Raw genomic sequence first — 26980 nt, forward strand, 5'->3', positions numbered from 1 at the left:
CAATCTTGGCTTTGCGCCCGCCGCCTGCTCTATAGTCTGCCGCATCGCACCCGAGCCGGATGGCTTCAGGTCTGTTGGACCTGAAATCATCCGGCTCTACAAATCAAAGATATAGAGCATGATGTCGTCCGAAAACCGCTTCACACTTTTCGGCATCATGCTCTAGGGATGACATGAAGAATGGCGGAATATTCAGCCCTTTCGCTTCTCACGAACGCGCTCAAGGGAAACAAGGACTGGAAGCCGGCCTGGCGCAAGCCCGACCCCAAGGCTTCCTATGACGTCATCATCATCGGTGGCGGCGGCCACGGCCTGTCGACGGCGTACTATCTGGCCAAGGAGCACGGCATCACCAATGTCGCGGTGCTGGAAAAGGGCTGGCTGGGTTCCGGCAATGTCGGCCGTAACACCACGGCGGTGCGCTCCAACTACCTTTTGCCGTCCAACACCCGCTTCTACGAACATTCGATGAAGATGTGGGAGAACCTTTCGCACGACCTCAACTACAACGTCATGTTCTCGCAGCGCGGCTGCCTGAATCTGGCTCACACGCCGGGCCAGTTCGACGACTTGGCAAGGCGCGGCAACGCCATGCGCCATCTCGGCGTCGATGCCGAGCTGATGAGCACCGCCGAGATCGCGCGCCTGGTCCCGGCGCTGGACATGTCGGCCTCCGCGCGCTTTCCCATCGTCGGCGGCCTGATGCAGCCGCGCGCCGGCACCGCCCGTCACGATGCGGTTGCCTGGGGCTATGCCCGCGGCGCCGACCGACGCGGCGTCGACATCGTCGAGAATTGCGAGGTCACCGGCTTCCTGCGCGACGGCGACCGCATCACCGGCGTGCAAACGACGCGCGGAGAGATCCGCGGCAAGAAAGTTGCCGTGGCCGTTGCCGGCAGCACCGGACGGGTGATGCAGCTTGCCGGCATCGACAGGATGCCGATCGAGAGCCATGTGCTGCAGGCCTTCGTCACCGAATCGCTGAAACCTTTCGTCGACACGGTGCTGACCTTCGGCATGGGTCATTTCTACATGTCGCAGTCCGACAAGGGCGGCCTCGTCTACGGCGGTGACATCGACGGCTACAACAGCTACGCTCAGCGCGGCAACCTGCCCATCGTCGATGAGGTGATGAGCGAGATGCTGGCGCTGTTTCCCGGCCTTGCGCGCGTACGCATGCTGCGCTCATGGGGCGGCGTCTGCGACATGTCGATGGACGGTTCGCCGATCATCACCACCGGCCCGCTGCCGGGCATGTATCTCAATTGCGGCTGGTGCTATGGCGGCTTCAAGGCGACGCCGGCCTCGGGCTGGTGCTTTGCATACACCATCGCCAAGGATGAGCCGCACGCGTTCAACGCGCCCTTCACGCTCGACCGTTTTTATCGCGGCCTGGTGATCGACGACAAGGGCCAGGGCGCAACGCCCCGGCTGCATTAGGGTTCAAACAAATGCTTATCACTTGTCCCTATTGCGGCCCGCGCGACGTCATCGAGTTCACCTATCAAGGCGACGGCAACCGCGAGCGCCCGCAGCCCGCCTCGCAGGATCTCGACGCCTGGAACGCCTATGTCTACGACCGGCTGAACCCGGCCGGCGACCACAATGAGATCTGGCAGCATTCCGGCGGTTGCCGCACCCATCTGAGGATGGTGCGCAACACGGTCACGCATGAGATTTCCAGCACCGGTTTCGCCCGCGTCGACCACAATGCCGGTGCCCGGCACAAAGCCGGAGGCAAGTCGTGAGCCCGCGCCGCGCCGAGACCGGCGGCCGCGTCGACCGCATGCGCACCATCCGCTTCACCTTCGACGGCACGCCCTACACCGGCCATGGCGGCGACACGCTGGCCTCGGCGCTGCTTGCCAACGGCGTGACGCTTTTCGGCCGCTCGTTCAAATACCACCGCCCGCGCGGCCTGCTCTCGGCCGGCGTCGAGGAACCGAACGCGCTGGTCACGGTGCTGCGCGGCGAAGTGCGCGAGCCCAACATCGCCGCAACCATGGTCGAGATCTATGACGGGCTGGTGGCCGTCAGCCAGAACCGCTTTCCCTCGCTCGCCTGGGACATCAACGCCGTCAACCAGCTCGGCGGCAAGATCCTGGCCGCCGGCTTCTACTACAAGACCTTCATGGGCCCTGTCTTCGGCCCCTTGAAAGGCACCCGCTTCTGGATGTTCTGCGAGCATTTCATCCGCCGCGCCGCCGGCCTGGGCCGCGCCGGTATTGCCGCCGACACCTCGCGCTACGAGCGCATGAACGCGTTTTGCGACGTGCTGGTGGTCGGCTCCGGCCCGGCCGGCCTGTCAGCCGCCAAGGCCGCTGCCGACCAGGGCGCGCGCGTCATCCTGGCCGAACTCGAGCCGCGTTTCGGCGGCTCGGCCAACTGGTCCGGCGAGACCATCGACGGCGCGCCGGCCGCCGACTGGGCGGCGCGCACCGTCAGCCAGCTTGAGGGCCATGACACGGTCCGCCTGCTGCCGCGCACCACAGTGTGGGGCTATTACGACGGCAACACGCTGGCGGCACTCGAGCGCGTCACCGACCACAAGGAAACGCCTGGGAAGGGCGAGCCGCGCCATCGCTACTGGGCGATCCGCGCCAAAACGGTGGTGCTGGCCACTGGCTCTTTCGAGCGGCCGCTTGTGTTTCCCGGCAATGACCGGCCGGGCATCATGCTGGCGCATGCCGGCGAGCGCTACGCCAATGATTATGGCGTGCTGCCCGGCGACAGCATTGCCCTGTTCACCAACAATGACAGCGCCTATCGCTCGGCTCTGGCGCTGAGGAAGGCCGGCGCGGCCATTGTCGCCATCGTCGATGTGCGCCCCGAACTGTCGGCCGAGATGCGCAGCCTCGCCACCGAAGCCGAAGCCGAAATCCTCTCCGGCCATGCCGTGGTCGCAACCGAGGGCGGCAAGGCACTCTCCGGCCTCAAGGTGCAGCGCTTCGACATGAATTCGGGCACGCCGAGCGGTGACGCCCGCAGCATCCACGCCGATTGCCTGCTGATGTCGGGTGGCTGGTCGCCGACCATCCATCTCGCCAGCCAGGCCGGTGCCAGAGCCGAATGGAACCCTGCCCGCCAGGCCTTCCTGCCGCCGAAACCGACTCGGCAATGGATTGGCGCCGGCGCTTTCAACGGCAGCTTTTCGACCGTCGAAGCCATCACTGAGGGCCGTGCAGCCGGCCTGTCCGCCGCGGGCGGAGCGGCTGCGCCGGCAGCTTTGCCGGATGTCGAAGCAGCCCCGGGAAACCCCGATCCGGCGCCGGTGTTCGAGATCAAAGCCAAGGGAAAAAGCTTCGTCGACTTCCAGCATGACGTGACTGCCGAAGACGTGCGGCTGGCGCATCGCGAAGGTTTTGTCTCCGTCGAGCATCTGAAGCGCTACACCACGCTCGGCATGGCGACCGACCAGGGCAAGAACTCCAACGTTCCGGGCCTCGCCATCATGGCCGAGGCGTTGGGCAAACCGATCCCCGAAGTCGGAACGACGCGCTTCCGCCCGCCCTATTCCGCGGTGTCGATCGGCTCGCTTGCCGCCGAACGCTTCGGCGATCTGAAACCCGAGCGCCTGACGCCCATGCATGACTGGCACCTCGCCAATGGCGCAACGATGTATTCCGCTGGCCTCTGGTATCGACCAATGATCTACGGCCTTGCCGGCGAGACGGTCGAACAGGCCTATGTCCGTGAAGCCAGGGCGACGCGCGAAAGTGCCGGCATCGTCGACGTTTCGACGCTGGGCAAGATCGCCGTTCAGGGGCCGGATGCCGGCGAATTCCTCGACCGCGTCTACACCAACATGTTTTCCACCCTCCCCGTCGGCAAGGCCCGCTACGGCCTGATGCTGCGCGAGGACGGGCTGGCCTTCGACGACGGCACCACATGGCGGCTCGGCGAACAGGATTTCCTGATGACGACCACCACGGCCAACGCCGGCAAGGTGATGCAGCATCTGGAATATTTCCTCGACGTCATCTGGCCGGAACTCAAAGTGCATGTCACCTCGGTAACCGACGAATGGGCGGGCGCGGCCATCGGCGGGCCGAAGGCGCGGGCCATCCTCGCCGCCTGTGTCACCGGCACCGCGGTCGACAACACAGCCCTGCCGTTCATGGGCATCGTGCGCGGCGAGATATCAGGCGTGCCGGTGATGATTTGCCGGCTGTCCTTCTCCGGAGAAATGGCCTTCGAGGTCTATTGCGGCGCCGGCTACGGCACCCATGTCTGGGAAGCCCTTATCGAAGCCGGCAAGCCGTTCGGCCTGGTCACCTACGGGCTGGAGGCGTTGGGCACGATGCGCATCGAAAAGGGCCATGTCACCGGCGCGGAGATCGACGGGCGCACTACGGCGCGCGACCTGCATCTCGACTGGATGCTGTCGAAGAAGAAGCCGTTCATCGGCTCGGCGATGATGGACCGCGAAGGCCTGATCGCGCCCGAGCGGCTGCAGCTGGTCGGCCTAGTCTCGCTCGACAATCGGCCGTTCAATGGCGGAGCCCACCTCGTCGAGGAACTGGACGAAGCCAATCCGCACGACTCCATCGGCCATATCACCGCCTGCTGCTACTCGCCGGCGCTGGGCAAGCACATCGCGCTGGCTTTGGTCGAGGGCGGCAAGGCGCGCCATGGCACCCGGGCATTCGTCTCCGATCCGCTGCGCAAGCGGTTCGGGCCGGTCGAGATCGTCTCCAACCATTTCTACGACCCGGACGGGAGCCGCATGCATGGCTGAGCGCCAATCACCCGAACGCCAATCACCCGAGCGCCTCTCGCCGCTCGAGCCGGTGTCCCATCCGGGTTCGCACGGCAATTTCGAGCATGGCGTCGATGTCATCCTGACCGAGACCCGGCCGGGCTCGATCCTGCAGCTGGCCGCGTGGCCGGGCGCGGAAAAGCAGCTGATCGACGTGATCGGCAAGGTCACCGGCCTCGATTTGCCCGATGGCGCCGGCGGCGGTCTCGCCAAGGACGGCAAGGCCGTGTTCGGTTTCGCGCCTGGAAAATTCACAGTCGTCGACGAGGCCGAGGGCCTGGCGGCGAGTTTTGCTGGGGACGTAACCCCGGCAATCGGCACGATCACCGACCTGTCGCATGGCCGCACCGCTATCCGCATCGCCGGCCCTAAGGCCGAATGGGTGCTGGCGAAATTCTTCGCCATCGACTTCGCCCTGCCCGCCTTCCCCACAGGCTCCGGCCGTTCGACCACCCATCACGACGTCTTTGCGCAGATCCAGCGCACCGGCGCCGACCAGTTCGACATCTATGTCTTCCGCTCCTTCGCCCGATCGTTCTGGAAGGCGCTCTGCCATGCCAGCGAGGAGGTCGGCTACGAGGTTCAGTAGGGCCAAAAGCCGTTCTGGCCTCAAGGCCAGCCGGTTCTGCCGCTAGAGAATGCTCCAATGGAAGCCCATGGTGGGGAACGTGGCCCAACCGGCCCAGGGGATTAAAAAGATCCCGTCTCAGAGTCGGCATCGTCGTTTGGTTCGAACATCCCCATGACCGCAGAACTATCCGCCGGCGCCACGGATTGCGCCGATGTGTCGGCCAGAGCCTTGCTCCTGCTGCCGCTCACGGTCGCCTGCGGCGTGTTCATGACCAGCCTCGACCAGAATGTCGTGGTCACCGCCCTGCCCGGCATCAGCGACAGCCTCGGCCGGCCGCCGAGCCAGCTCGGCCTGTTGATCACCGTCTATGTCGCCAGCCTGATCATCTCGATGCCGCTCGGCGGCTGGGCCGCCGACCGCTTCGGCCTGCGCAATGTCTACTGCTTCGCCTTGCTGGTGTTCGCCGCGTCATCGGCGCTGTGCGGCCTGTCCAACGACATCTGGACGCTGGTCGGCGCCCGCGCGCTGCAAGGCTTCGGCGGCGCCTTGATGGGGACGCTCGGCCAGGTCGTCATCCTGTCGACCTTCCCGCGCAGCCGCACGCTGAAGATCAACATGTATATTTCGCTGGCCGGCCAGTCCGGACCGCTGGTCGGCCCGCTGGTCGGCGGCGCCCTGACGACTTATATCTCCTGGCGCTGGATCTTCTTCATCAACGTGCCGTTCGCGCTGGCGGCGGCCGTTCTTGCCGCCTCGCTGTTTCCGACTGTTACCAAACCGGTGCGCACGCCGTTCGATTTCCCGGGCTTCCTGCTGGTCGGCAGCGGCATGGTCCTGCTGGTCTTCGGCATGGATTCGCTTGCGGCGAAAGACGCCGCCGGCAGCATGATCGCGGCCGAGCTGACGCTGGCGATCGTCATCCTGACGCTTGCCTCCTTCCACTGCCTGCGCGCCCGCAACCCCTTGCTTGACCTGAAACTCCTGCGCATCCGCACCTTTCGCATCTCCTTCCTCACAGGCGGCGGACTGGACACGATCGGCCTCAGCTCGGTCGTCTTCCTGCTGCCGCTGATGTTCCAGCTCGGCTTCGGCATGAGCGCGGTGCAGGCGGGATCGCTGACTTTCGTCGCCGCAATCGGCTCGCTGATCATGCGTGTCTTCATGCCGCGCCTGCTCAACCGTTTCGGCTTTCGCCGCGTGCTGGTCGTCAACACGCCGATCGTTGCTGCCATGGTAGCGGGCTTCGCCTTGATTGAGGCGACCACGCCGGTCTGGATTGTGCTAGCCTATATCTTCGCCTTCGGCGTTCTGCGCTCGGCGCAGTGGGCTTCGACCGGCAACCTCGCCTATTCCGACATCGCGCCCGACCAGCTCGCCCGCTTCAGCGCGCTCTACTACATACTGTGGCAGTTGGGGGTAGCGATCAGCGTCGGCCTGGCGGCGGCGCTGTTGTCGTTCCTGGCTGGCGGCGGGCCGGCGGTGACCAACGACTTCCGCATCCTGTTCGTGGTCGAGGGCGTCATCACTTTGTGTGCGCTGTTTGCCTATCTCAGACTGACACCTCAGGACGGCGCCCATATCAGCGGCCACTGCGCGCAGATGAACGTGGAATGAGGCCCCGGTAGCCGAGCCCTATTCGCTGAACGTCACCCACTCTTCCAGCGGCACGCGGTCGGTGCGGAAGTCGTTTTCGGGTTTCGACGTATCCTCGAGGCCGAGCGCCATGCCGCAGACGACGATCTCCTCGTCGGGGATGTTGAGCACCGGCCGGATCTGCCGGTGATAGGGCGCGAAGGCGGCCTGCGGGCAGGTGTGCAGGCCCCTGCCTCGCGCCGCCACCATGATGTTCTGCAGGAACATGCCGTAGTCGATCCACGAGCCCTGGTTCAGCCGCCGGTCTATGGTGAAGATCATGCCGACCGGCGCGTCGAAAAAGACGAAGTTGCGGTCGTGCTGGGCGCGCATCTTGTCGACCTCGCGGCGGCCGATGCCGAGTGCCCCATAGAGCCCGAAACCGTTGGCGCGGCGGCGGGTCAGATAAGGCTCGAAGAACTGGGTGGGGTAATAGCGATACTCGTCCCAATCGGCCTTTTCGGCGCGGATACCGGAATTCAGGATGGCATCGGTGATCTGCTGCTTGACCTCGCCCTTGACGACATAGACCCGCCAGGGCTGCATATTGGTGCCCGAAGGCGCGCGCGCGGCGACGCCAAGAATGGCTCGGATCGTCTCGTCATCGACCATGTCGGGCAGGAAGGCGCGCACTGAACGGCGCGAGATGATCGCCTCGTCGACAACAGCCGCGTTATGCGCTGCCAGGCCGTTTTTTTCCAGCATGGGCCGTCCCTTTGCGCACACTTCGAAAGCCGAACCGGCTATCGGAGAAGACCTTGCGCAGATTTCAATCCTTGGTCGCCGACCCGCATTCCCACACCCGCCGCTCGTGCCAGAGCCTTTGCATGAACCGCCAAAATCGCGCAAGCAAATCTTGTGTGTCCATGAAAATTCGCTTGATTTTTTCACGGACATGAGCTCTCATGAAATTCATTTCCAGTTTTTCATCAAGTGAGCGTTTTGGCCCCAGCTATCCCCAAAACATTGCAGGGACCTGACGAGCGCCTGCTGGCGAGTGACATCCGTGCGCTGCGCAAGGCGCGCGGGCTGACGCTGGCTGAGATCGCGCTGAAGCTTGGTCGCTCCGTCGGCTGGGTCAGCCAGGTCGAGCGCGGCCTGTCTATCCCTTCGCTTGGCGACCTCAGGGCCTTCGCAGACCTGTTCGGCGTGCCACTCAGCCTGTTCTTCAGCCACGACGTGCCGATCGAAAAGGAGCGCGGCTTTGTCGTGCGCGCCGGCAGCCGGCGCACGCTTGGCACAAGCGAATCCGGCCTGGTGGAGGAGCTTCTGTCGCCCGATCTCGGCGGTAGTTTCGAGATGGTGCGTTCGATCTTTGCGCCGGGCGCCGAGATGAAGAGCGAGCAGCTGCGGCCGACCGAGGAAGCCGGCTACATCGCCTCTGGCGTTTTCGAGATCGAGATCGCGGGCGTCTGGCACCGTCTTGGCGAAGGCGATTCTTTCCGCTTCGAGCGCAAGCCATACCGCTGGCGCAATCCCGGCAGCGAGCCGGCCGTGGTCATCTGGGTGGTTTCGCCGCCTGTTTATTGAATGCATGTCGCCCAAAAGTGTGCAGCGGTTTTGGGACAACGACATGCATCAAGCAAAAAATAGAAGCGCAGCGCGCTTCAGGTTTGGGAGAAGAATATGGCCGGTTTGCCGACCACGGCACGCGTGGTGATCATCGGAGGCGGTGTCGTCGGCACCTCCTCGCTCTACCACCTTTGCGAGGCGGGCTGGACCGATTGCGTGCTGCTTGAAAAGAACGAGCTGACATCGGGCTCGACCTGGCATGCCGCCGGCAATGTGCCGACCTTCTCGTCGTCCTGGTCGCTGATGAACATGCAGCGCTATTCGACCGAGCTCTATCGCGGCTTGGCTGATGCCGTCGACTATCCCATGAACTACCACATTACCGGCTCGCTGCGGCTCGCCCACACCAAGGAGCGCATGCAGGAGTTCCAGCGCGCCAAGGGCATGGGCCGCTACCAGGGCATGGACATCGACATTGTCGGCCCTGATGAGATCAAGCGCCGCTATCCCTTCATCGAGACGCATGAATTGAAAGGCGCACTCTATGATCCAAACGACGGCGACATCGACCCCGCGCAGCTGACGCAGGCACTTGCCAAGGGTGCGCGCGACATGGGGGCAAAGATCATCCGCTTCTGCCCGACCACGGGCGTGCGCCGTGAGAACGACGAATGGGTGGTTGTCACCCCGCAAGGCGAAATCCGCTGCGAGATCGTCGTCAATGCCGCCGGCTACCGTGCCGCCGAAGTCGGCAAAATGTTCGGCCGCGACGTCCCGATGATGGTGATGAGCCATCAGTACATCTTGTTCGAGGAGATACCCGAACTGGTGGCGTGGTCGAAGGAGCAGGGCAAGAAGCTGCCGCTGCTGCGCGACGTCGACACCTCCTACTATCTGCGCCAGGAAAAGAACGGCATGAATCTCGGCCCCTATGAGCGCAATTGCCGCGCGCATTGGGCGACCCACAACGACCCGATGCCGGAGGATTTTTCCTTCCAGCTCTTCCCCGACGATCTCGACCGTCTCGAGCACTACCTTGCCGATGCCGTAGCCCGCGTGCCGATTCTCGGCACTGCCGGCCTGTCCAAGGTGATCAACGGGCCGATCCCTTACGCGCCGGACGGCAATCCGCTGATCGGTCCGATGCCCGGCGTTCCCAACGCGTTCGAGGCCTGTGTCTTCACCTTCGGCATCGCCCAGGGCGGCGGCGCCGGCAAGGTGCTGGCCGAATGGGTTACGCAGGGCCAGACCGAATGGGACATGTGGTCTTGCGATCCGCGCCGTTTCACCAGCTTTGCGGCCGCCCCCGACTATAGCGTCGCCAAGGGCATGGAGATCTATGGCAACGAATACGCCATCCAGTTTCCGCGACATGCCTGGCCGGCCGGGCGCGACCGCAAGCTGTCGCCGATCCACGATCGCATCAAGGCGCTCGGCGCCCAGTTCGACGCCTATAATGGCTGGGAGCGTGCCACCTGGTATGCGCAACCCGGTGACGACACGTCGGAAGAAGCAACACTCACCTTCCGCCGCGACGGGCCGTGGCAGCACCGCGTGCGCGAAGAATGCCTGGCGGTGCGCGACGCCGCCGGCATTCTGGACCTGCCCGGCTTCTCGCGCTTCAACCTCGAAGGTCCTGGCGCAGCCGAATGGCTGGCGCTGCAGGTCACCGGCCTGGTGCCCAAGCCCGGCCGCATCGGCCTCGCCTATTTCGCCGACGACAAGGGCCGCATCGTCACCGAGATGTCGGTGGTGCGCCATGGCGAAGAGCAGATGACGCTGATCACCGCGGCGGTAGCGCAGTGGCACGATTTCGAATGGCTGAAGTCGCGCCTGCCGAAGGACGCAGCTTTCACCCTCACCGACAGAACCGAAGACTATTCGACGCAAATCCTCGCCGGCCCCAGTTCGCGCAAGATCCTGGCCGAGGTCTGTGGCGCGGATCTCTCGCTGCCCTGGCTGACGCATCAGGAAACCACCATCGCCGGCCGCTGGGCGAAGCTGGTGCGGGTATCCTTCGCCGGCGAACTCGGCTGGGAAATCCACACCAAGGTGGGAGACACCGCCGCCATCTTCGACGCCGTCTGGACGGCGGGACAAAAACACGGTCTGAAACCGTTCGGCATGTACGCGCTGGATTCGCTGCGCCTCGAAAAGGGCTACCGGACCTGGAAGGGCGACCTGTCGACCGACTATACGGTCCTGCAGGGCGGGCTCGAGCGCTTCGTCAAATGGGACAAGCCCGACTTCCGCGGCAAGGCAGCCCTGCAGAACGAAAAGCAGCAAGGCGTGAAGAAGCGCTTCGTCACGCTGGTGGTCGAAAACCCAGGCGATTGCGACGCGCCGTCCGTGTCGACGCTCTGGCATGACGGCAAGATCGTCGGCGAGACGACGTCCGGCGGCTGGGGGCATCGCATCGACAAATCGATCGCGCTCGGCATGCTGCGCGCCGACCTGGCTGAACCCGATACCGCGATCGAGATTGAAATTTTTGGCGATCGTTTCAGGGCGGTCGTGCAGAAAGACGAGCCGCTGTGGGATCCGAAAAACGAAAGACTGAGAGCATGAAGAAAGTCATTCTCACCGATGGCGGCATGGGCCAGGAACTGGTCCGCCGCAGCAGCTCCGAGCCGACGCCGCTCTGGTCGGCCAGGGTGCTGATCGACGAGCCGGATCTGGTGCGTGACCTGCATGCCGAATTCATCCGGGCCGGCGCTCGCGTCATCACCATCAACACCTATTCGGCAACGCCGGAGCGGCTCGCGCGGGAAGGAGCAGAAGACCTCTTCAAGCCCTTGCAGAAGCGCGGCATCGAATTGGCAAGACAGGCACGCGACGAGGCAGGTGATGCAGCGATCGCCGGCTGCCTGTCACCGCTGTTCGGCAGCTATGCGCCGGCGCTGACCATATCGTTCCAGGAGACGCTGGACATCTATCGCCGCATCGTCGCAGAGCAGGCCGATGGCGTCGACCTGTTCCTGTGCGAGACCATGGCCTCAGCCGAGGAAGGCCGTGCGGCCGTTACCGCTGCGTCGGAAAGCGGCAAACCTGTCTGGGTATCTTGGACTCTCGCCGATCACGGCGCGGCGCGGCTGCGCAGCGGCGAAACAATAGCGGCAGCGGCGGACGCCCTCGACGGCCTGACGGTTGCAGCGCGCCTGGTGAATTGCTGCCGGCCAGAAACTATCGCCGCGGCACTGCCCGAATTGATTGCCCTCGGCTGCCCGGTCGGCGCCTATGCCAATGGCTTCACCTCTGTCGAAGCGCTCAAGCATGGCGGAACGGTCGAAGTGCTGCACGCACGCCACGACCTTGATCCGGATGCCTATGCCGACCAGGCGCTCGGCTGGGTCGCCGCTGGCGCCACCATCGTCGGCGGCTGCTGCGAAGTCGGCCCTGCCCACATCGCCGCGTTGCGCGACCAGCTCGAACAGGCCGGCCACGAAATCTCGGGAGTATCCTGATGCCCAGACCCTCATCGCGCATTTCCGGCATCGTGCCTTCGGGCAAAGATGGCTGGGAGGTCCACACCGAGGCATGGGCCCGCAAGGAGGCCGGCCAGGACATCATCATGCTGTCGGTCGGCGACCATGATTTCGATACGCCGAGCCAGACGATCGAAGCCTGCGTGACGGCGGTTCGCGGCAGCAACCACCACTACACCCCGCTTCCCGGCGTTCCGCGCCTGCGCAGGGCGATGGCGGCGGCCTCGACCGCTTGCACCGGGGTCGAGACGGCACCTGACCAAGTCATCGCCACGCCGGGCGGCCAGGCTGCCCTTTACGCGGCCGTGCAGGCCGTTCTCGACCAGGGCGACCACGCTATCGTGGTGGCGCCCTACTACGCGACTTATCCCAACACGTTCAGCGCCGCCGGCGCCAGCTTCACCGTCGTCGAGACACCGGCCGAAGACGGTTTCCAGCCGCACGCCGAGATGATCCGCGCGGCGCTCAAGCCCAACACGCGCGCCATTTTGATCAACACGCCGAACAACCCGACCGGCGCCGTCTATTCGCGTGAGCGTCTGGAAGAGCTGGCCGAGATCTGCCGCGAGCACGATCTCTGGCTGCTGTCGGACGAGGTCTACTGGACGCTCGGCGGCGGCGAGCACATCTCGCCGCGCGGCCTGCCCGGCATGGCCGAGCGCACGCTGGTCATCAATTCGATGTCCAAGAGCCACGGCATGACCGGCTGGCGCATGGGCTGGCTGACCGGCCCGACGCAGATGATCACGCTGTTGACCAATCTCAATCTGGTGACGACCTACGGCCTGCCGGCCTTCATCTCGATCGCCTGCGCCGAGGCGCTGGAGAACCGCTATGGCGTCAAGGAGATCGCCGAACGCTATGCGGCGCGCCGCACCGTCCTGCTCGACGCCGTGCGCGGCATGAACAATGTCAGCGTGCACGGCTCCGAGGGCGGCATGTATGTCATGCTCGACATCTCCGCCGTCGAGCCCGACGACGAGAAATTCGCCTGGGCCTTTCTCGACCAGGAGAGTGTCGGCGTCATGCCGGGTTCCAGCTTCGGCAAGGCCGCTGCCGGCCACATCCGCATCAGCCTCTGCCAACCGGAACCGGTGCTTCAGGAAGCCGCAAAACGCCTGCGCCGCTTCGCATCCGGCTATCGCCGCGAGGCCGCATGACCAGAAGCATTCCCATCAAGGCCCGCGCGGTTATTATCGGTGGCGGCGTCTCCGGCTGCTCGGTAGCCTATCATTTGGCCAAGCTCGGCTGGACCGACATCGTGCTGCTCGAACGCAAGCAGCTGACCTCGGGCACGACCTGGCACGCCGCTGGGCTGATCGGCCAGCTGCGCGGTTCGCAGAACATGACGCGGCTGGCGAAATATTCGGCCGACCTCTACGTCAAGCTGGAAGCCGAAACCGAAGTCGGCACCGGCATGCGCCAGGTCGGCTCGATCACCGTGGCGCTAACCGAGGAGCGCAAGCACGAGATCTATCGGCAAGCGTCGCTGGCCCGCGCTTTCGATGTCGACGTGCGCGAGATTTCGCCCACCGAAGTCAAACAGATGTACCCGCATCTCAACGTGTCCGATGTGGTTGGCGCAGTCCACCTGCCGCTCGACGGCCAGTGCGATCCGGCCAACATCGCCATGGCGCTGGCCAAGGGCGCCCGCCAGCGCGGCGCCACAGTCGTCGAGAATGTGAAGGTCACCAAGGTCCACACCAAAGCCGGTCGCGTCACCGGCGTGTCGTGGGCGCAAGGCGACGACCAGGGCACGATCGAGGCCGACATCGTCGTCAACTGCGCCGGCATGTGGGCGCGCGAACTCGGCGCCCAGAACGGCGTCACCATCCCGCTGCATGCCTGCGAACATTTTTATCTCGTCACCGAGCCGATCCCCGGGCTCGGTCGTCTACCGGTGCTGCGCGTTCCCGATGAATGCGCCTACTACAAGGAAGACGCCGGCAAGATGATGCTCGGCGCCTTCGAGCCGGTGGCCAAGCCCTGGGGCATGGACGGCATAAGCGAGGATTTCTGCTTCGACCAGTTGCCGGAGGACATGGAGCATTTCGAGCCGATCCTCGAAATGGGCGTCAATCGCATGCCGATGCTGGCAACCGCCGGCATTCACACCTTCTTCAACGGCCCCGAAAGCTTTACCCCCGACGACCGCTACTATCTCGGCGAAGCGCCGGAGCTGTCGGGCTACTGGATGGCGACCGGCTACAATTCCATCGGCATCGTCTCGTCCGGCGGCGCCGGCATGGCGCTGGCGCAGTGGATCAATGACGGCGAAGCGCCCTTCGACCTCTGGGAAGTCGACATCCGCCGCGCCCAGCCATTCCAGAAGAACCGTAGGTATCTCAAGGAGCGTGTCTCCGAAACACTCGGCCTGCTCTATGCGGATCACTTCCCCTACCGGCAGATGGCAACGTCCAGAAATGTCAGGCGCTCGCCCCTGCACGAACACCTGAAGGCGCGCGGCGCCGTGTTCGGCGAAGTCGCCGGCTGGGAGCGCGCCAACTGGTTTGCGCGAGAGCGACAGGAGCGCGAATACCGCTATTCCTGGAAGCGGCAGAACTGGTTCGACAACCAGCGCGAGGAGCACCTGGCGGTCCGCAACAAGGTCGGCCTTTTCGACATGACCTCGTTCGGCAAGATCCGTGTCGAAGGCCGCGACGCCTGTGCCTTCCTGCAAAGGCTGTGCGCCAACGATATGGACGTGGCGCCGGGCAAGATCGTCTACACCCAGATGCTCAACCAGCGCGGCGGTATCGAAAGCGACCTCACGGTGTCGCGGCTATCTGAGACCGCCTACTTCCTCGTCGTGCCGGGCGCGACGCTGCAACGCGACCTCGCCTGGCTGCGCCGGCATGTCGGGGATGAATTCGTAGTCATCACCGATGTCACGGCAGCTGAGGCCGTGCTCTGCCTGATGGGTCCGGATGCGCGAAAGCTGATCCAGAAAGTCAGCCCCAACGATTTCTCCAACGACAACAATCCATTCGGCACCTTCCAGGAGATCGAGATCGGCATGGGCCTCGCCCGTGCCCACCGCGTCACCTATGTCGGCGAACTCGGCTGGGAACTTTATGTCTCGACCGACCAGGCGGCTCATGTCTTCGAGGCGATCGACGAGGCCGGCGGCGATGTCGGCCTGAAACTTTGCGGCCTGCATACGCTGGATTCCTGCCGCATCGAAAAGGCGTTTCGGCATTTCGGCCACGACATCACCGACGAGGACAATGTGCTGGAGGCCGGCCTCGGCTTTGCGGTCAAAACCGCCAAGGGCGAGTTCATCGGCCGCGATGCGGTGCTGAAGAGAAAAGAAGCCGGCCTGTCCCGCCGGCTGGTGCAGTTCCGTTTGAAAGACCCTGAACCCCTGCTCTTCCACAACGAGGCGATCCTGCGCGACGGCAAGATCGTCGGCCCGATCACATCGGGGAATTACGGCCACCATCTCGGCGGCGCGATCGGACTGGGCTATGTGCCCTGCCAGGGCGAGAGCGAGGCGGATGTGCTGGCCTCGTCCTACGAGATCGAGATCGCCGGCGAGCGTTTTGCGGCGGAAGCATCGCTGAAGCCGATGTACGATCCCAAGGCGGAACGGACGAGGATGTAGCACCTTTTTACCCTCCCCTTGTGGGGAGGGTCGGCTCGCAGTCGGAGCGAAGCGGCGATTGCGAGACGGGGTGGGGGTGCGCCCTACGAGACCCCCACCCCGCTTCGCAAAAGCCGCCTTGCGGCATTTGCTGCGCGACCCTCCCCACAACGGGGAGGGTGAAGAAGCTCAAAACCGCTCCAGCTTCGCCCGCACTTTCACCAGAAACGCCGCCCTCGTCCTTGGCGTCGAGGCGTCCATCAGGTAGTGCGCCAGGAAAAACGTCCGGCAGCGGCGGGCGCACAGCGCGCGCATACCGCGCAGCAAGGTCTTGCGGCCGGGCTGGCCGACGACGACGCTCCACCAGGTCGGCGCGCCGCAGGTGGTAATGACGCCGACCCTGGTGACATGTGTCATCAGCGACGTGATGCGCCCCTTGCCCAGCTTGAAGACGACATCGGTCGCCCAGACCCGGTCGAGCCAGCCCTTCAGCATGGCCGGCAGCCCGTACCACCAGGTCGGATAGACGAACAGGATCGCCTCAGCCCAGGCGAGATGCTCGAAATGCGGTTTTAGGGCCGGATCCTCCGGCGCCCGCTCATTGTAGGCGCGTCGCTCTTCGCAGCCCATCACCGGATCGAATTTCTCCGCATAGAGGTCGAGCAGCCGCACCTCCCAGCCGCGTGCCTTCAGCACATCGACTGCGGCATCTCTGATCGCGGCGCAAAAGCTTTCGGGCACCGGATGGCAATAGACCACCAGCACGCGCATCAGAATTCATCCATCCCGGCCGCGACCTTGGCCATGAAGGCTGCCCGCGTCTCGTCGGTCGACAGGTTCATCGAATAATGAGCGAGGTAGGACACCGAGGCGCCGGGCCCGATCGTCGCGCGCAGCATCCGCTTGACCAATCTGCGTGGCGGATCGCCCATCAGCATGGCGCGGAAGCGGCTGCCGCCATAGGTGGTGACGGCGGTCAGCTTGCGGATGTTGTGGAGCGACGGCTGCGCCTTGCCGTCGGCCAATTTGAACGACACGCCGGGCAGAAACACGCGATCGAAATAACCCTTCAGGATGGCCGGAAAACCGTAGTTCCAGACGGGATATGACAGCACCAGCGCCTCAGCCCGCAGCAAACGCTCGACATGGGGCGCGGCCGGGTCCGCAGGGCTGCGTTGGTTATGATAATCCAGCCTCTCCCCGCGCGTCAGCCTGGGGTCGAAATCCTCGGCATAGAGATCGCAATCGTCGACCTCATGGCCGGCGGTCGTCAGCCGCTCGACGATCGTGCGGTGCAGGCTGGCATTGAAGCTGGTCTCCACCGGGTGTGCGTAAAGGACGAGGACTTTCATGGGAAGGCATTGCCGGGGTCGGCGCGAGGCACCCCCCTCTGCCCTGCCGGGCATCTCCCCCTCAAGGGGGGAGATCGGACTGCCGCATCGCTTTCACTAATTGTCAGCGTGTCAGATTGGCTGCGGCGTTCAGGCTGCCAATCTCCCCCCTTGCGAGGGGTGAGAAGTGGTCGGCGAAGCCGATGGGAAGCCAATTGCTTGGCTTTCCAAACGACGAACGCCCGAAGCGGCAGCGTAGGGCCTGTGCCGGCAGGACAGAGGGGGGTGCTCAAGCTCAAACCTCTGCTCATTCTGCTTTCTGCAAACCCTTGAACAAAAAAGTCCGGCCCGAGCGATAGTCGTAATCCGGATTTTCCCAGGCGATCATCTTGCCGGGATTGAGCAGGCCTTGCGGATCGGTCTCGCGCTTGAAGGCGAGCTGGATTTCATCCGTCTGCTTCATGCCGCCCTCTTCCAGCGTGTAGCGGTGCGGGTTGAAGATCGGGCAGCCGTTCTCCTCATGCAGCCGGATGATTTCGTTGAGCCGCGCCTCGGTGGTGAATTTCACCAGCGGCAGGCCGAAGCAGGTGATGTTGCCGTCGAGGCGCACGAATTCGAGATGCGAAAAGACCTCGTTCGGAAACATCGCGTCCATCTTCTCCACCAGCGCCAGCTGGTTGGGAAACGGATAGAGCGATTGCAGATAGGTGATCGCGGGATCGACCCGCAGTGCCCTGAGCGTGGTGTGGTTCCACGCCAGTTCGAAGCCCGGCGGCAGGCCCTTTTTCTCTTCGTCCGTTGCCGTCGCCGCATTGAAGATGACTTCGCCGCCGGCGCGGCGGGTGAAGGCGAGGAACGCGTCTAGCCCATGCCGGGCAACCATGACGACGCAGATGCTTTGCCCGTCCCGGAAGAACTTCTGGTGGCGCTTGAAATAGAGCTGCGGCACGGGCGCGGCGATCGGCGTGATCAGCTTGGTCAGGATGCCGTCCTGGCGTGCCAGCGCGTTGCCGTAGCGGGCTGCCGGCATGAAAGCGTCGAAGCCGACGATCACGTCGATCCATTCATAGGCTGCAGTCAGCGGCATCTCGACCTCGGTGATGATGCCGTTGGTGCCATAGGCGTGGGTGACTTTGTGCAAATCCTCGCCGGTGAGTTCGAGCGCCTTCGGTTCGGTTTCCATGGTGACGACGCGCAGCCGCAGCACATTGCCGAAATCACGCAGACCGCCGAAATTGATCGAGCCAACGCCGCCCGAGCCGCCGGCGATGAAGCCGCCGATCGAGGCGGTGTTGTAGGTCGACGGCGACAGCCGCAGTTCCTGCCCGGAATGCGCGCGCGTCGCTCTGTCGATGTCGGCGAGGATCGCGCCCGGCCCGGTGACGACGCGGCCCGGCGCTATGGCCTTGATCTCGTTCATCTCGGCAAGGTTCAAAACCACGCCGCCCGATAGCGGCATCGCCTGACCGTAATTGCCGGTGCCGCTGCCGCGCGGCGTCACCGGAACGCCGTGGCGGTGGCAGGCGGCGAGCACACGGATCAGTTCGGCCTCGGTCTTCGGTGTCACGATCAGGTCGCCGGTGACGTGGTCGAGCTGCTGCTTCAGCACCGGGCTGTACCAGTAGAAGTCGCGGCTCTTCTGCTGGACGATGGCCGGATTGTCGTCGAGCTTTATCCCGTCGAGATCGCGTTTGAGCGCCGAAACATCCATCATTCCACCATCAGTTCGTCGAGCTCGGCATAGTCGGGCAATTGCCTGTCGATCGCTCGGCCGTCGCGCACGACGATGCGATCCGATTCGGGCCGCGAGAGCAATTCCGTCCAGCTCCGCCCTTTGAAGACGATGAAATCGGCGCTGCCACCGGCTGCCAGTGTCCCGACACCGTCGAGCCGCATCACCTTGGCCGGCGTCGCCGCCACCGTCTGCGGCCAGTCGCCGACCGGATGGTCGAAATGCAGGATGCGCGTCGCCATGCGGTAGACCTCCAGCATGTCGAGATCGCCATAGGCATAGAAAGGATCGCGGGTGTTGTCGGAGGCGACCGCGACCGCAATGCCCCTCGCCTTCATCTCGTGCAGCAAGGTCACGCCGCGCCAGCGTGGCGTGGTCTGGTCGGCGCGCCGGTCCTGCAGATAGAGATTGCACATCGGCAGCGACACCACGGCAAGTTTGGCCTTGGCGACCTTGTCCAGCGTGTCGAGCACGTCGAGGTCCGGCTGGCGCGCCAGCGAGCAGCAATGTCCCACCAGGATGTTGCCCTCAAAACCGTTCCAGAGTGCGGCCTCGGCAATCTTCTTCAGCGAGATCGCCGCGATATCGTCGGTCTCGTCGGCGTGGAAATCGAGATCGAGCCCGTGCTTGTTCGCCTCGGCGAACACCTTGTCGAGAAGCTCTTCGAGATCCGGCACCATATAGGTGACGACGCCGAGCACGCCCTTGGCCGCAGCCACACGCTTGGCCAGCCTCTCGAACCACTTTCTGTCGCGCACGCCTTCGATGCCGAGCAGGCAGGCTGCCTGCAATTCGATGCGGCCGCGCCATTTCTCCCGCATCGCCTCGAACACCGGCCAGGAGATTTCCTCCTGTGGCGGCACGCTGTCGAGATGAGTGCGCAAGGCCTTGGTGCCGTGCGCGTAGGCCGAGCGCAAAGAGAAATCCATGCGCCGCGCCACGTCCTCGGCGCTCCAGCGCGCTGCACGGTCGGCGCTGGTGGCATTGAGCGCGCCCATGAAACTGCCGTCGGGATTGGGTTTGCGCGGCCAGATCTGGCCCTTGTCGATATGGGTGTGGCAGTCGACGAAGCACGGCAGGATGATGCGGCCGGCAAGGTCGATGGCGGTGGCTGGCGCTTTTGATTTCTTGTGCGCGGCGATGCTGGAGAGCTTACCGTCGGCGACGGCGATGTCGGCCAGCGCGAAACCGTCGGTGTCGTAAGTGGGGGCAAGACCTGATGTCAGCGACCGGTGAAGGCGGACGTTGGTGAGATGGTACGAGCCAGAGGTCGGTATCAAGGACCGCCCCCCTCTGCCCTGCCGGGCATCTCCCCCTCAAGGGGGGAGATTGGCAGCTTTTCCGACAGCACCCGTCTTCCAACGTCGATAATTGGCGAAATCCCGGATGACGTCCAATCTCCCCCCTTGAGGGGGAGATGGCCGGCAGGCCAGAGGGGGGTGTTTCGCGCCAGCATCTCAATCACGTCACCCAACCCCCCTACCGCTCATGCTTCAGCGCGCTCTCGTGCCAGCGGCGCAGGATGAGATGCGACACGAGCGACAGCACCAGGAAGATCAATATGCCGGTGAGCGAGATCAGGATCAGCGCCGCGAAAAGCCTTGGCGCGTTGAGGCGGTAGCCGGCCTCGATGATGCGCGAGGCGAGCCCTGAGGATTGTCCCTGCGCGCCGGCGACGAACTCGGCCACCACGGCGCCGATCAGCGACAGACCGCCGGCGATCTTCAAGCCTCCTAGAAAATACGGCATGGCCGCCGGCAGTCTGAGATAGCGCAATTGCTGCCAGCGCGTCGCGCCGTTGAGCTTGAACATGTCGCGCAGATTGCGGTCGACCGAATTGAGGCCGAGCGTGGTGTTGGACAGGATCGGGAAGAACGCAACGATCCAGGCGCAAAGCAAAAGCTTCACCGTCTGGTTGTCCACATAGATGTTGATGAGCGGGAAGACCGCCACGATCGGCGTTACCTGCAGCACGATGGCGAAGGGAAAGAACGACATCTCCACCCATTTCGATTGCGCAAACAGCACCGCCAGTCCGACGCCGCCGACGACCGCGAGCAGCAGGCTGAGAAAGGTTATGCGCAACGTGACCAGCAGCGCGGAGAACAGGAGCCCGGCATCGCTATAGAGCGTCCACAGCACCACGCCGGGGCGCGGCAGAATATATTGCGGGATCGCGTTCCACACGCAAATGCGGTCCCACAGCCAGATCGCCAGGATCATGATCGCCAAAGGCAAGACCCACCGGCCGATCCGCTCCAGCCGCTCCTGGCGTACGCGGCCGGCCTCTTCCGCGTCGAGCGTTGCGGCATTCTGATCAATGGCCGTCATGGTGCGGTCCGGCTGATGTGTTGATGGCGTTGACCAGGATGTCCGAGGCCTGGCGGCAGAGCGCGGCATAGTCGGGCGAGGTGCGAAACACCTCGTCGCGTGGATAGGCGGCATCGATTGCCAACTCGGCATGGACGCGGCCCGGCCGCGCCGCCATGACGACGACGCGGTTGGACAGGAACACGCTTTCGAAGACGCTGTGGGTGACGAAGACGACGGTGAAGCGCTCGTCCTGCCACAGCTCCAGAAGATCGTTGTTGAGCTTGAAGCGGGTGATCTCGTCGAGTGCGGCGAACGGCTCGTCCATCAACAGAATGCGCGGCTTCGTCACCATGGCGCGTGCGATCGAGACGCGCATCTTCATCCCGCCGGAAAGCTCGCGCGGCACGGCGTTTTCGAAACCGGTCAGGTGCACCCGCTCCAGCATCTCCGTCACCGCCGGCGCCGCCTTGGCGCGCGACGCGCCTTTCAGCCTGAGCGGCAGCCAGACATTGTCGAAGACATTGGCCCAGGGCAGCAGCGTCGGTTCCTGGAAGACGAAGCCGATATTGGCGCGGTCGATCGAACCGCCCCAGTCGAGTTGACCGGATGTCGGCGTCGACAGGCCCGCGATCAGCCTCAACGCCGTCGACTTGCCGCAGCCGGAGGGCCCGAGCAGGCTGACAAAATCGCCCTCGCGGATGGCGAGATCGACGTCGCTCAATGCAGTCACGCCATTGGAAAACACCTTGCCGACATGGCGCAGCGTCAGCAGCATCGGGCCTTCACCCGATGCCGTCATGGGCGCCTGCGCCATCTTTTCCAGCTTCACGATTACTTCTTCAGCTCGATTCCGACACCTTTGTTGATGAAGGCCAGCGTATAGGCCTTCTTGATATCGATGCCCTCGGGCGTGACCTTGGCCTTGACCATCTTGTCATAAAAGCTCTTGATCCGGTCTTCGTTCATGGCGCCGATGCCGAGCTTTTCGGTGTCGCCGGAATCGGCCAGGCCGAACTTCTTCATCTGCTCGATCGAGAAGGCAATCTGCTCGTCGCTCATGTCGGGATTGTCTTTCTTGATCATCTCGTTGGCGGCCTTGTTGTCGCCGTAGAGGTAGTTGTACCAGCCCTTGGCCGAGCCATCGACGAAGCACTGGACCACCTCCGGCCGCTTGTCGATCGTGTCCTGCATCACCTCGATCGTCGTCGAATAGGTGTCCCAGCCATAGTCGGCGAGCAGGAACTGGTTGGGCACGAAGCCGCCTTCCTTCTTGACCGCAAAAGGCTCCGAGGTGACGTAACCCTGCTGGATCGACTTCTTGTTGGCCAGGAATGGAGCGGTGTTGTAGGTGTAGGGCACGCGCTTGGCGGCATCGAAACCGAGTTCGATGACCATCCACTGGAAGAAGGTCTGGACGCCCTCGTCGCCGAGAATGTACTGGTCGGCGTTCTTCAAATCCTCCCACTTGTCCAGCCCCTGCCCCGGGTGGGACATGATGACTTGAGGGTCCTTCTGGAAATCGGCGGCGACGACGCGCATCGGGATGCCCTGCTGGACGGCGTCGAAGGCCGACAGCAGATTGCCGCCCATGTAGAAATCGAGCTTGCCGGCCAGCAGCAGCGGCCGCCCGCTGACCTGCGGACCTCCCTGCGAAATCGTCACGTCGAGGCCACATGCAGCGTAGGTGCCGTCGGCGACGGCCTGGTAGTAGCCGCCATGCTCGGGCTCGGCCAGCCAGTTGGTGCCGAAGGTGACCTTCTCGTTTGCTGCCGCGCCGAACGTGCCGGCTCCAAGCAACGCGACCGCAAGCGCTGAAATCTTCTGTTTTCCGTACATCGACACCACCCTTTGTTGGCTCCGGAGCGTCACGCGCCGGGCTCGACACCATTGATCCAAGAAGCAAGACACATGCCACCGCCCGGGCCGCCTGCTTGCGCGGCAGTCACTGCCAACACCGGACGGGTCATGCTGTGCGGGAGGCATCGTGCCTATTTTTTGGACGCCTGTCCACAATCGCCCTTGTGCCATGCACCACATCTTGAACGTACTATCGGTCACGTCTTAGGCTGGTCTCGCAGACAGGAGATTGCCATGTTCAGATACCTCGCGCCGAAGTCGATCAAGCCGCCTTTCGCCCGCTACAGCCACGGCGTCGAGGTGCCGCCAGGCAAGCGGCTGGTTCTGTGCTCCGGCCAGGTCGCCATCACGGCGGACGACCAGATCCCCGAGGATGCTGGCGCGCAGGCCGAGCTCTGCTTTCAAAACATAGCGGCGATTCTGGCTGAAGCCGGGCTGGGGCTAGGCGACATCGTGCGCATCAACGCCTACGTCACCGACCGCGCCTTTCTGCGGCCCTATATGGACGTCCGCGACCGCTTGTTTGCCAGCCCCGCGCCCGCCTCGACGCTGATGATCGTGTCAGGCTTTGCGCGGCCGGAGTTCAAGGTCGAGGTCGAGGCGATTGCGGCTGGGTGATCGACAGGCGACGTTTGGCGCGCTAGGTCTCCCTCACAGTCAAGAGGCATGACATGACCGTTGCAAACAGACGCGTTTGGTGGGGCGACTACCGGACCACCGAATACGCCGCGATCGATCCGGAGGCGACGATTGCCGTGCTGCCGGTGGCGGCCATCGAGCAGCACGGCCCGCATCTGCCTGTATCAACCGATACCTCGATCATGAACGGCATGCTGGAGACGGTCATCGCCCGCCTGCCCGGCGATCTCGACATCCGCATCCTGCCGGTCCAAACGGTCGGCAAGTCGAACGAGCATCTGCAGGCGCCGGGCACGCTCACCCTGCCGGCGGCCACCCTGGTCGATGCCTGGACCGAGCTTGGCCTGTCCGTTGCCCGCGCAGGCGTAAGGAAACTGATCGTCGTCAACTCGCATGGCGGCAATGAAGAGATCATGGGCATCGTCACGCGCGAGCTGCGCGTGCGTGAGAGGATGCTGGCGGTGAAGACCAGCTGGCAGCGCTTCGGCCGCCCCGCCGGCATGTACACCGAGCTGGAAGACCGCCATGGCATCCATGGCGGCGACGTCGAGACCTCGTTGATGCTGCATTTTCGCCCGGAGTTAGTCGACATGGCCAAGGCCGACAATTTCGCCTCCAAGGTCGCCCGCGCCGAAACCGAATTTGCGCTGCTGCGCCACACCGGAACGCACGCTTTCGCCTGGATCGCTGGGGATCTCAACCCCAACGGCGTGGTCGGCGATGCCAGCATTGCCACGGCCGAGAAAGGCCGACTGACGGCGGAGCATCAGGCCGACGGCTTCATCACCCTGTTGAAGGATGTGCGCAAGGCGAAGCTTGCCGACTGGCTGGCATAGCGGGCCGCCTTAGCCGTCGATCTTCAACACGAAAGGCGTACCCTCAAAAGCATCGGCGCCGCGTCCGATCGCCTCGATCGCTTCGATCATGCGGCCTTGTCGTGAGAGCAGAGCATCCGCGACGGCGATCAACCGTGGATTGGGTGTCGCCGAGGGCGAAAGCTTCCGCAATGTCTGCGCAAGTTCGACTTCGTCGCGCTTCGGGGCGAGCGCCGCCGCAATGATATAGGCCGAGGCGGTCGAGCGGCTGATGCCGGCATAGCAATGGACGACCATGGGTTTGGCGCGGTCCCATTTCCGGGCGAAATCGAGCAGATTGCGCACATGGCCTTCGCCGGGCATGGTCATGCCGTCCTGCGCCACCGCGATGTCGTGCATGACCAGATGCAGGTGGTTTTCCCTCGCGATTGAGGCCGGCCGCGTCACCTCGGTGCCGGCAGCGAGCAGCGACAGCACGCGCTCGGCGCCGCTTTTGGCCACCGTCTCCTCAAGCTTTGCCAGCGAACAGATATGGATCATGGCGCGATCTCCTTCGACCCATCGTCGCGCCGTGCGTGCCAGTCGGCAAGCGCCGATTCGAGCCGCTGCCATTCCTCCTGACTTCCAGGCAGCCCCGCGCGGAGCACCTGGGGACGCTCGGAAAAATGCCTGAGCAATATGCCGCGCTCGCCGAGCGTCGAAAACAGCCCCGGTGCATCGGCAAGCCGGAGATAGCGAAACAGCGTCGTGCCGCCGGCGACAGCAACGCCAAAGCGCGAAAGCAGCGCATCGAGCCGCGCCGCATCCTGCGCCAGCCGCCGCCGCATGTCGGCCTGCCAGCCGCTGTCGGCAAGCGCGCGGATGCCGTATTCGAGCGCTGGGCCGGCGACCGCCCAAGGGCCGAATTGCGTTTCAAGCCTTTCGACCGTCGCTGCATCGGAAAGTGCGAAGCCGAGCCGCAGGCCGGCGAGACCGAAGAACTTGCCAAACGAGCGCAGCACGACCATGCCGCCCCGCCCGACATCGCCGGCCAGGCTTTCCGCGTGCGGGCCGACATCCATGAAGGCTTCGTCGACGACCAGCAGACCGCCTATGGCGCGCAATGTCTCGGCAAGCCGAAGCAGCCTTTCCCGCGACACGACTCGCCCGTCGGGATTGTTGGGATTGACGACGATGGCAATTTCGGCTCCGGCAAGCGCCTCGAAATCGTCGACCTCCGCCACCGCATGGCCGGCAATCGCGGCGGCCCTGGCATGCTCGGCATAGGTCGGCCCGAGCACCAGCGCCTTGCCGGGGCTGACCAGCGAGGCGACGCGCGGCAGCAGGATCTGCGTGCCCGGGGCGACCGCCACATTCTCGTCCGAAGGCGCGCCATAGGCGCCGGCCGCGACCCTGGCCAGCTCACGCAGGCGCGCGGCTTCCGGCAATCGTGACAGGGCGGTGGCGGGCAGCTCGAAAAGCGGGTAGGAGTGCGGATTGATACCTGTCGAGAGATCGACGAAAGGTTGTGGCGCGTGAGGGAAGAGCGCCCTCGCCCGGCCAAGGGATCCACCGTGATCCACCACAGTAATCGCTCCATCAGAAAGCTTCATGTCGATCCTGATCGCTTTCCTGTCGCTGGCCATCGAACGCATCCTGGGTTACCCGGACTGGCTGTTCCGTGCCGTCGGCCATCCCGTCACCTGGTTCGGCAGGCTGATAGCCTTTCTCGACCTCAGGCTCAACCGCGACACTGATTCCGACGCGCTGCGTCGCCGCCGCGGCGTGCAGGCGCTGCTGGTGATCGTGCTGGTGCCGGCGGCAATCGCCTTCATCGTGCAAATCCTGCTCTGGCAGCTCTTTCCTGCCGGCATGATCATCACGGCAATCCTGGCCTCGTCGCTGCTGTCGCAAAAGAGCCTTACCGAACATGTCGAGGCGGTGGCCGATTCGCTGGATACCGGCGGGCTGGCGCTCGGCCGCATTGCGGTTGCGCGCATCGTCGGCCGCGACCCAGAGAAGCTCGACCATGCCGGCGTCAGCCGCGCCGCCATCGAAAGCCTGGCCGAGAATTTCTCCGACGGCATCGTTGCGCCCGCCTTCTGGACAGGTGTCTGCGGTCTGGCCGGCGGCGTCGCCTACAAGGCCGCCAACACCGCCGATTCGATGATCGGCCACCGCACCCCGCACCACGAGGCCTTCGGCCGCGCGGCGGCACTCTTCGACGACTGGATCAACCTGCCGGCGTCCCGGCTGACCGCGTTGCTGATCGTTGCCGCCGCCTTTCTCGTTGACGGCGCCGATCCCCGCAACGCCTGGCAAGCAATGCGGCGCGACGCCAAAAAGCACCGCTCGCCCAATGCCGGCTGGCCGGAGGCGGCGATGGCTGGCGCGCTCGGCTTGGCGCTCGCCGGCCCGCGCAGCTATGGCGGCGTCATCGTCGAGGACGCCTATATGGGCGAAGGCGGTAGGCGCGCGGCGGAAAGCCAGGACATCAGGCAGGCGCTGAAATTGTACCAGGTGGCGGACTATCTGCTGATTGGGCTGTTCGGGTTGCTGTCGGCGGTGCTTATCGCGGTGACGTTCTGAGAGCTTACCGTCGCCTTCCTTTACCCTCCCCCTTGTGGGGAGGGTCGGCGCGAAGCGCCGGGGTGGGGGACTGCGTACTACGAGAACCCCCCCCCCCCACACCGGGGGGCGGGGGGCCACCCCCCCACACGGGGGGGGTGGAGAGGTGGGTGTGGCGCACAAAACAATAGGGGTATAAAAAAA

23 protein-coding genes are annotated in these 26980 nt (G+C 64.3%); 13 read left to right on the forward strand and 10 right to left on the reverse strand.

All coding sequences use genetic code 11. From position 1 onward, the window contains the following. Positions 1–180: 180 nt before the first annotated feature. From NKJ64_RS13885 to NKJ64_RS13905, 5 genes are all read left to right on the forward strand, one after another. The gene (locus NKJ64_RS13885) at positions 181–1440 is read left to right on the forward strand and encodes a sarcosine oxidase subunit beta family protein (protein ID WP_023670368.1); all 1260 of its coding nucleotides are present in this window, start codon (positions 181–183) and stop codon (positions 1438–1440) included. Between the two features lie 11 nt (positions 1441–1451). Beyond that, positions 1452–1748 carry a sarcosine oxidase subunit delta gene (locus tag NKJ64_RS13890; RefSeq protein WP_023710790.1) on the forward strand — a complete coding sequence of 99 codons (297 nt, stop codon included), beginning with the start codon at positions 1452–1454 and terminating at the stop codon, positions 1746–1748. Beyond that, positions 1745–4738, forward strand: coding sequence for a sarcosine oxidase subunit alpha (locus NKJ64_RS13895; RefSeq protein WP_352462777.1), 2994 nt, complete (start codon positions 1745–1747; stop codon positions 4736–4738). The genes NKJ64_RS13890 and NKJ64_RS13895 overlap by 4 nt, the downstream gene beginning before the upstream one ends. Continuing rightward, on the forward strand, positions 4731–5348 hold the full coding sequence (locus NKJ64_RS13900) for a sarcosine oxidase subunit gamma (protein WP_050588551.1): 618 nt from the start codon (positions 4731–4733) through the stop codon (positions 5346–5348). The genes NKJ64_RS13895 and NKJ64_RS13900 overlap by 8 nt, the downstream gene beginning before the upstream one ends. Positions 5349–5501: 153 nt before the next feature. Further along, complete coding sequence (locus NKJ64_RS13905) at positions 5502–6944, forward strand: MFS transporter (protein ID WP_352462778.1); 1443 nt, start codon at positions 5502–5504, stop codon at positions 6942–6944. A gap of 18 nt (positions 6945–6962) precedes the next feature. Here the strand turns inward: NKJ64_RS13905 and NKJ64_RS13910 are convergent, their stop codons facing one another. Continuing rightward, positions 6963–7667 carry a nitroreductase gene (locus NKJ64_RS13910; RefSeq protein ID WP_023700347.1) on the reverse strand — a complete coding sequence of 235 codons (705 nt, stop codon included), beginning with the start codon at positions 7665–7667 and terminating at the stop codon, positions 6963–6965. A gap of 282 nt (positions 7668–7949) precedes the next feature. Between NKJ64_RS13910 and NKJ64_RS13915 the strand changes: the two genes are divergently transcribed. From NKJ64_RS13915 to NKJ64_RS13935, 5 genes are all read left to right on the forward strand, one after another. After that, positions 7950–8492 (forward strand): helix-turn-helix domain-containing protein, encoded by a 543-nt coding sequence (locus NKJ64_RS13915; protein ID WP_352462792.1) that lies wholly within the window; start codon positions 7950–7952, stop codon positions 8490–8492. Positions 8493–8588: 96 nt separating this feature from the next. Further along, positions 8589–11042: a GcvT family protein gene (locus NKJ64_RS13920; RefSeq protein WP_352462779.1), complete on the forward strand. Its 2454-nt coding sequence runs from the start codon at positions 8589–8591 to the stop codon at positions 11040–11042. Beyond that, complete coding sequence (locus NKJ64_RS13925; RefSeq protein ID WP_352462780.1) at positions 11039–11938, forward strand: homocysteine S-methyltransferase family protein; 900 nt, start codon at positions 11039–11041, stop codon at positions 11936–11938. The genes NKJ64_RS13920 and NKJ64_RS13925 overlap by 4 nt, the downstream gene beginning before the upstream one ends. Beyond that, positions 11938–13119 carry a pyridoxal phosphate-dependent aminotransferase gene (locus NKJ64_RS13930; RefSeq protein WP_352462781.1) on the forward strand — a complete coding sequence of 394 codons (1182 nt, stop codon included), beginning with the start codon at positions 11938–11940 and terminating at the stop codon, positions 13117–13119. The genes NKJ64_RS13925 and NKJ64_RS13930 overlap by 1 nt, the downstream gene beginning before the upstream one ends. Continuing rightward, positions 13116–15563 (forward strand): GcvT family protein, encoded by a 2448-nt coding sequence (locus tag NKJ64_RS13935; protein ID WP_352462782.1) that lies wholly within the window; start codon positions 13116–13118, stop codon positions 15561–15563. Before NKJ64_RS13930 ends, NKJ64_RS13935 begins: the two co-directional genes overlap by 4 nt. A gap of 168 nt (positions 15564–15731) precedes the next feature. On the opposite strand, the gene NKJ64_RS13940 is transcribed toward NKJ64_RS13935, so the two are convergent. The 7 genes from NKJ64_RS13940 to NKJ64_RS13970 all read right to left on the reverse strand — a co-directional run bounded on the left by NKJ64_RS13940 (position 15732) and on the right by NKJ64_RS13970 (position 22754). Continuing rightward, entirely contained in the window at positions 15732–16313 is a 582-nt protein-coding gene (locus NKJ64_RS13940) for an NAD(P)H-dependent oxidoreductase (protein WP_352462783.1), read from the reverse strand. Beyond that, positions 16313–16894, reverse strand: coding sequence for an NAD(P)H-dependent oxidoreductase (locus tag NKJ64_RS13945; RefSeq protein ID WP_352462784.1), 582 nt, complete (start codon positions 16892–16894; stop codon positions 16313–16315). The genes NKJ64_RS13940 and NKJ64_RS13945 overlap by 1 nt, the downstream gene beginning before the upstream one ends. A 286-nt stretch (positions 16895–17180) precedes the next feature. Beyond that, the gene (locus NKJ64_RS13950) at positions 17181–18584 is read right to left on the reverse strand and encodes an FAD-binding oxidoreductase (RefSeq protein ID WP_031249166.1); all 1404 of its coding nucleotides are present in this window, start codon (positions 18582–18584) and stop codon (positions 17181–17183) included. Further along, positions 18584–19885 (reverse strand): cytosine deaminase, encoded by a 1302-nt coding sequence (locus NKJ64_RS13955; RefSeq protein WP_352462785.1) that lies wholly within the window; start codon positions 19883–19885, stop codon positions 18584–18586. The genes NKJ64_RS13950 and NKJ64_RS13955 overlap by 1 nt, the downstream gene beginning before the upstream one ends. A 199-nt stretch (positions 19886–20084) precedes the next feature. Continuing rightward, a complete protein-coding gene (locus tag NKJ64_RS13960) occupies positions 20085–20936 on the reverse strand; it encodes an ABC transporter permease (protein ID WP_023690276.1) in 852 nt (283 codons plus the stop codon). Then, positions 20923–21747, reverse strand: a complete 825-nt coding sequence (locus NKJ64_RS13965; RefSeq protein ID WP_352462786.1) for an ABC transporter ATP-binding protein — start codon at positions 21745–21747, stop codon at positions 20923–20925. Before NKJ64_RS13965 ends, NKJ64_RS13960 begins: the two co-directional genes overlap by 14 nt. A 2-nt stretch (positions 21748–21749) precedes the next feature. Continuing rightward, positions 21750–22754 (reverse strand): ABC transporter substrate-binding protein, encoded by a 1005-nt coding sequence (locus NKJ64_RS13970; protein ID WP_023670774.1) that lies wholly within the window; start codon positions 22752–22754, stop codon positions 21750–21752. A 255-nt stretch (positions 22755–23009) separates the two neighbouring features. Here NKJ64_RS13970 and NKJ64_RS13975 point away from each other — a divergent pair, with 255 nt between their 5' ends. Together NKJ64_RS13975 and NKJ64_RS13980 are read left to right on the forward strand one after the other, a co-directional pair. Further along, positions 23010–23393, forward strand: coding sequence for a RidA family protein (locus NKJ64_RS13975; protein WP_023670775.1), 384 nt, complete (start codon positions 23010–23012; stop codon positions 23391–23393). A gap of 53 nt (positions 23394–23446) precedes the next feature. Next, positions 23447–24250, forward strand: coding sequence for a creatininase family protein (locus tag NKJ64_RS13980; protein WP_023670776.1), 804 nt, complete (start codon positions 23447–23449; stop codon positions 24248–24250). A 9-nt stretch (positions 24251–24259) separates the two neighbouring features. Here NKJ64_RS13980 and NKJ64_RS13985 read toward each other — a convergent pair whose 3' ends face one another. Together NKJ64_RS13985 and cobD are read right to left on the reverse strand one after the other, a co-directional pair. Further along, a complete protein-coding gene (locus NKJ64_RS13985) occupies positions 24260–24769 on the reverse strand; it encodes a tyrosine phosphatase family protein (protein ID WP_023690280.1) in 510 nt (169 codons plus the stop codon). Beyond that, positions 24766–25821: a threonine-phosphate decarboxylase CobD gene (cobD, locus tag NKJ64_RS13990; RefSeq protein ID WP_352462793.1), complete on the reverse strand. Its 1056-nt coding sequence runs from the start codon at positions 25819–25821 to the stop codon at positions 24766–24768. Before cobD ends, NKJ64_RS13985 begins: the two co-directional genes overlap by 4 nt. Between cobD and cbiB the strand changes: the two genes are divergently transcribed. Then, positions 25820–26797 carry an adenosylcobinamide-phosphate synthase CbiB gene (gene cbiB, locus NKJ64_RS13995; RefSeq protein WP_352462787.1) on the forward strand — a complete coding sequence of 326 codons (978 nt, stop codon included), beginning with the start codon at positions 25820–25822 and terminating at the stop codon, positions 26795–26797. The genes cobD and cbiB overlap by 2 nt on opposite strands. Positions 26798–26980 lie beyond the last annotated feature (183 nt).

The organism is Mesorhizobium sp. M0062 (assembly GCF_040323125.1).
In the GTDB taxonomy this organism is placed as follows: Bacteria; Pseudomonadota; Alphaproteobacteria; order Rhizobiales; family Rhizobiaceae; genus Mesorhizobium.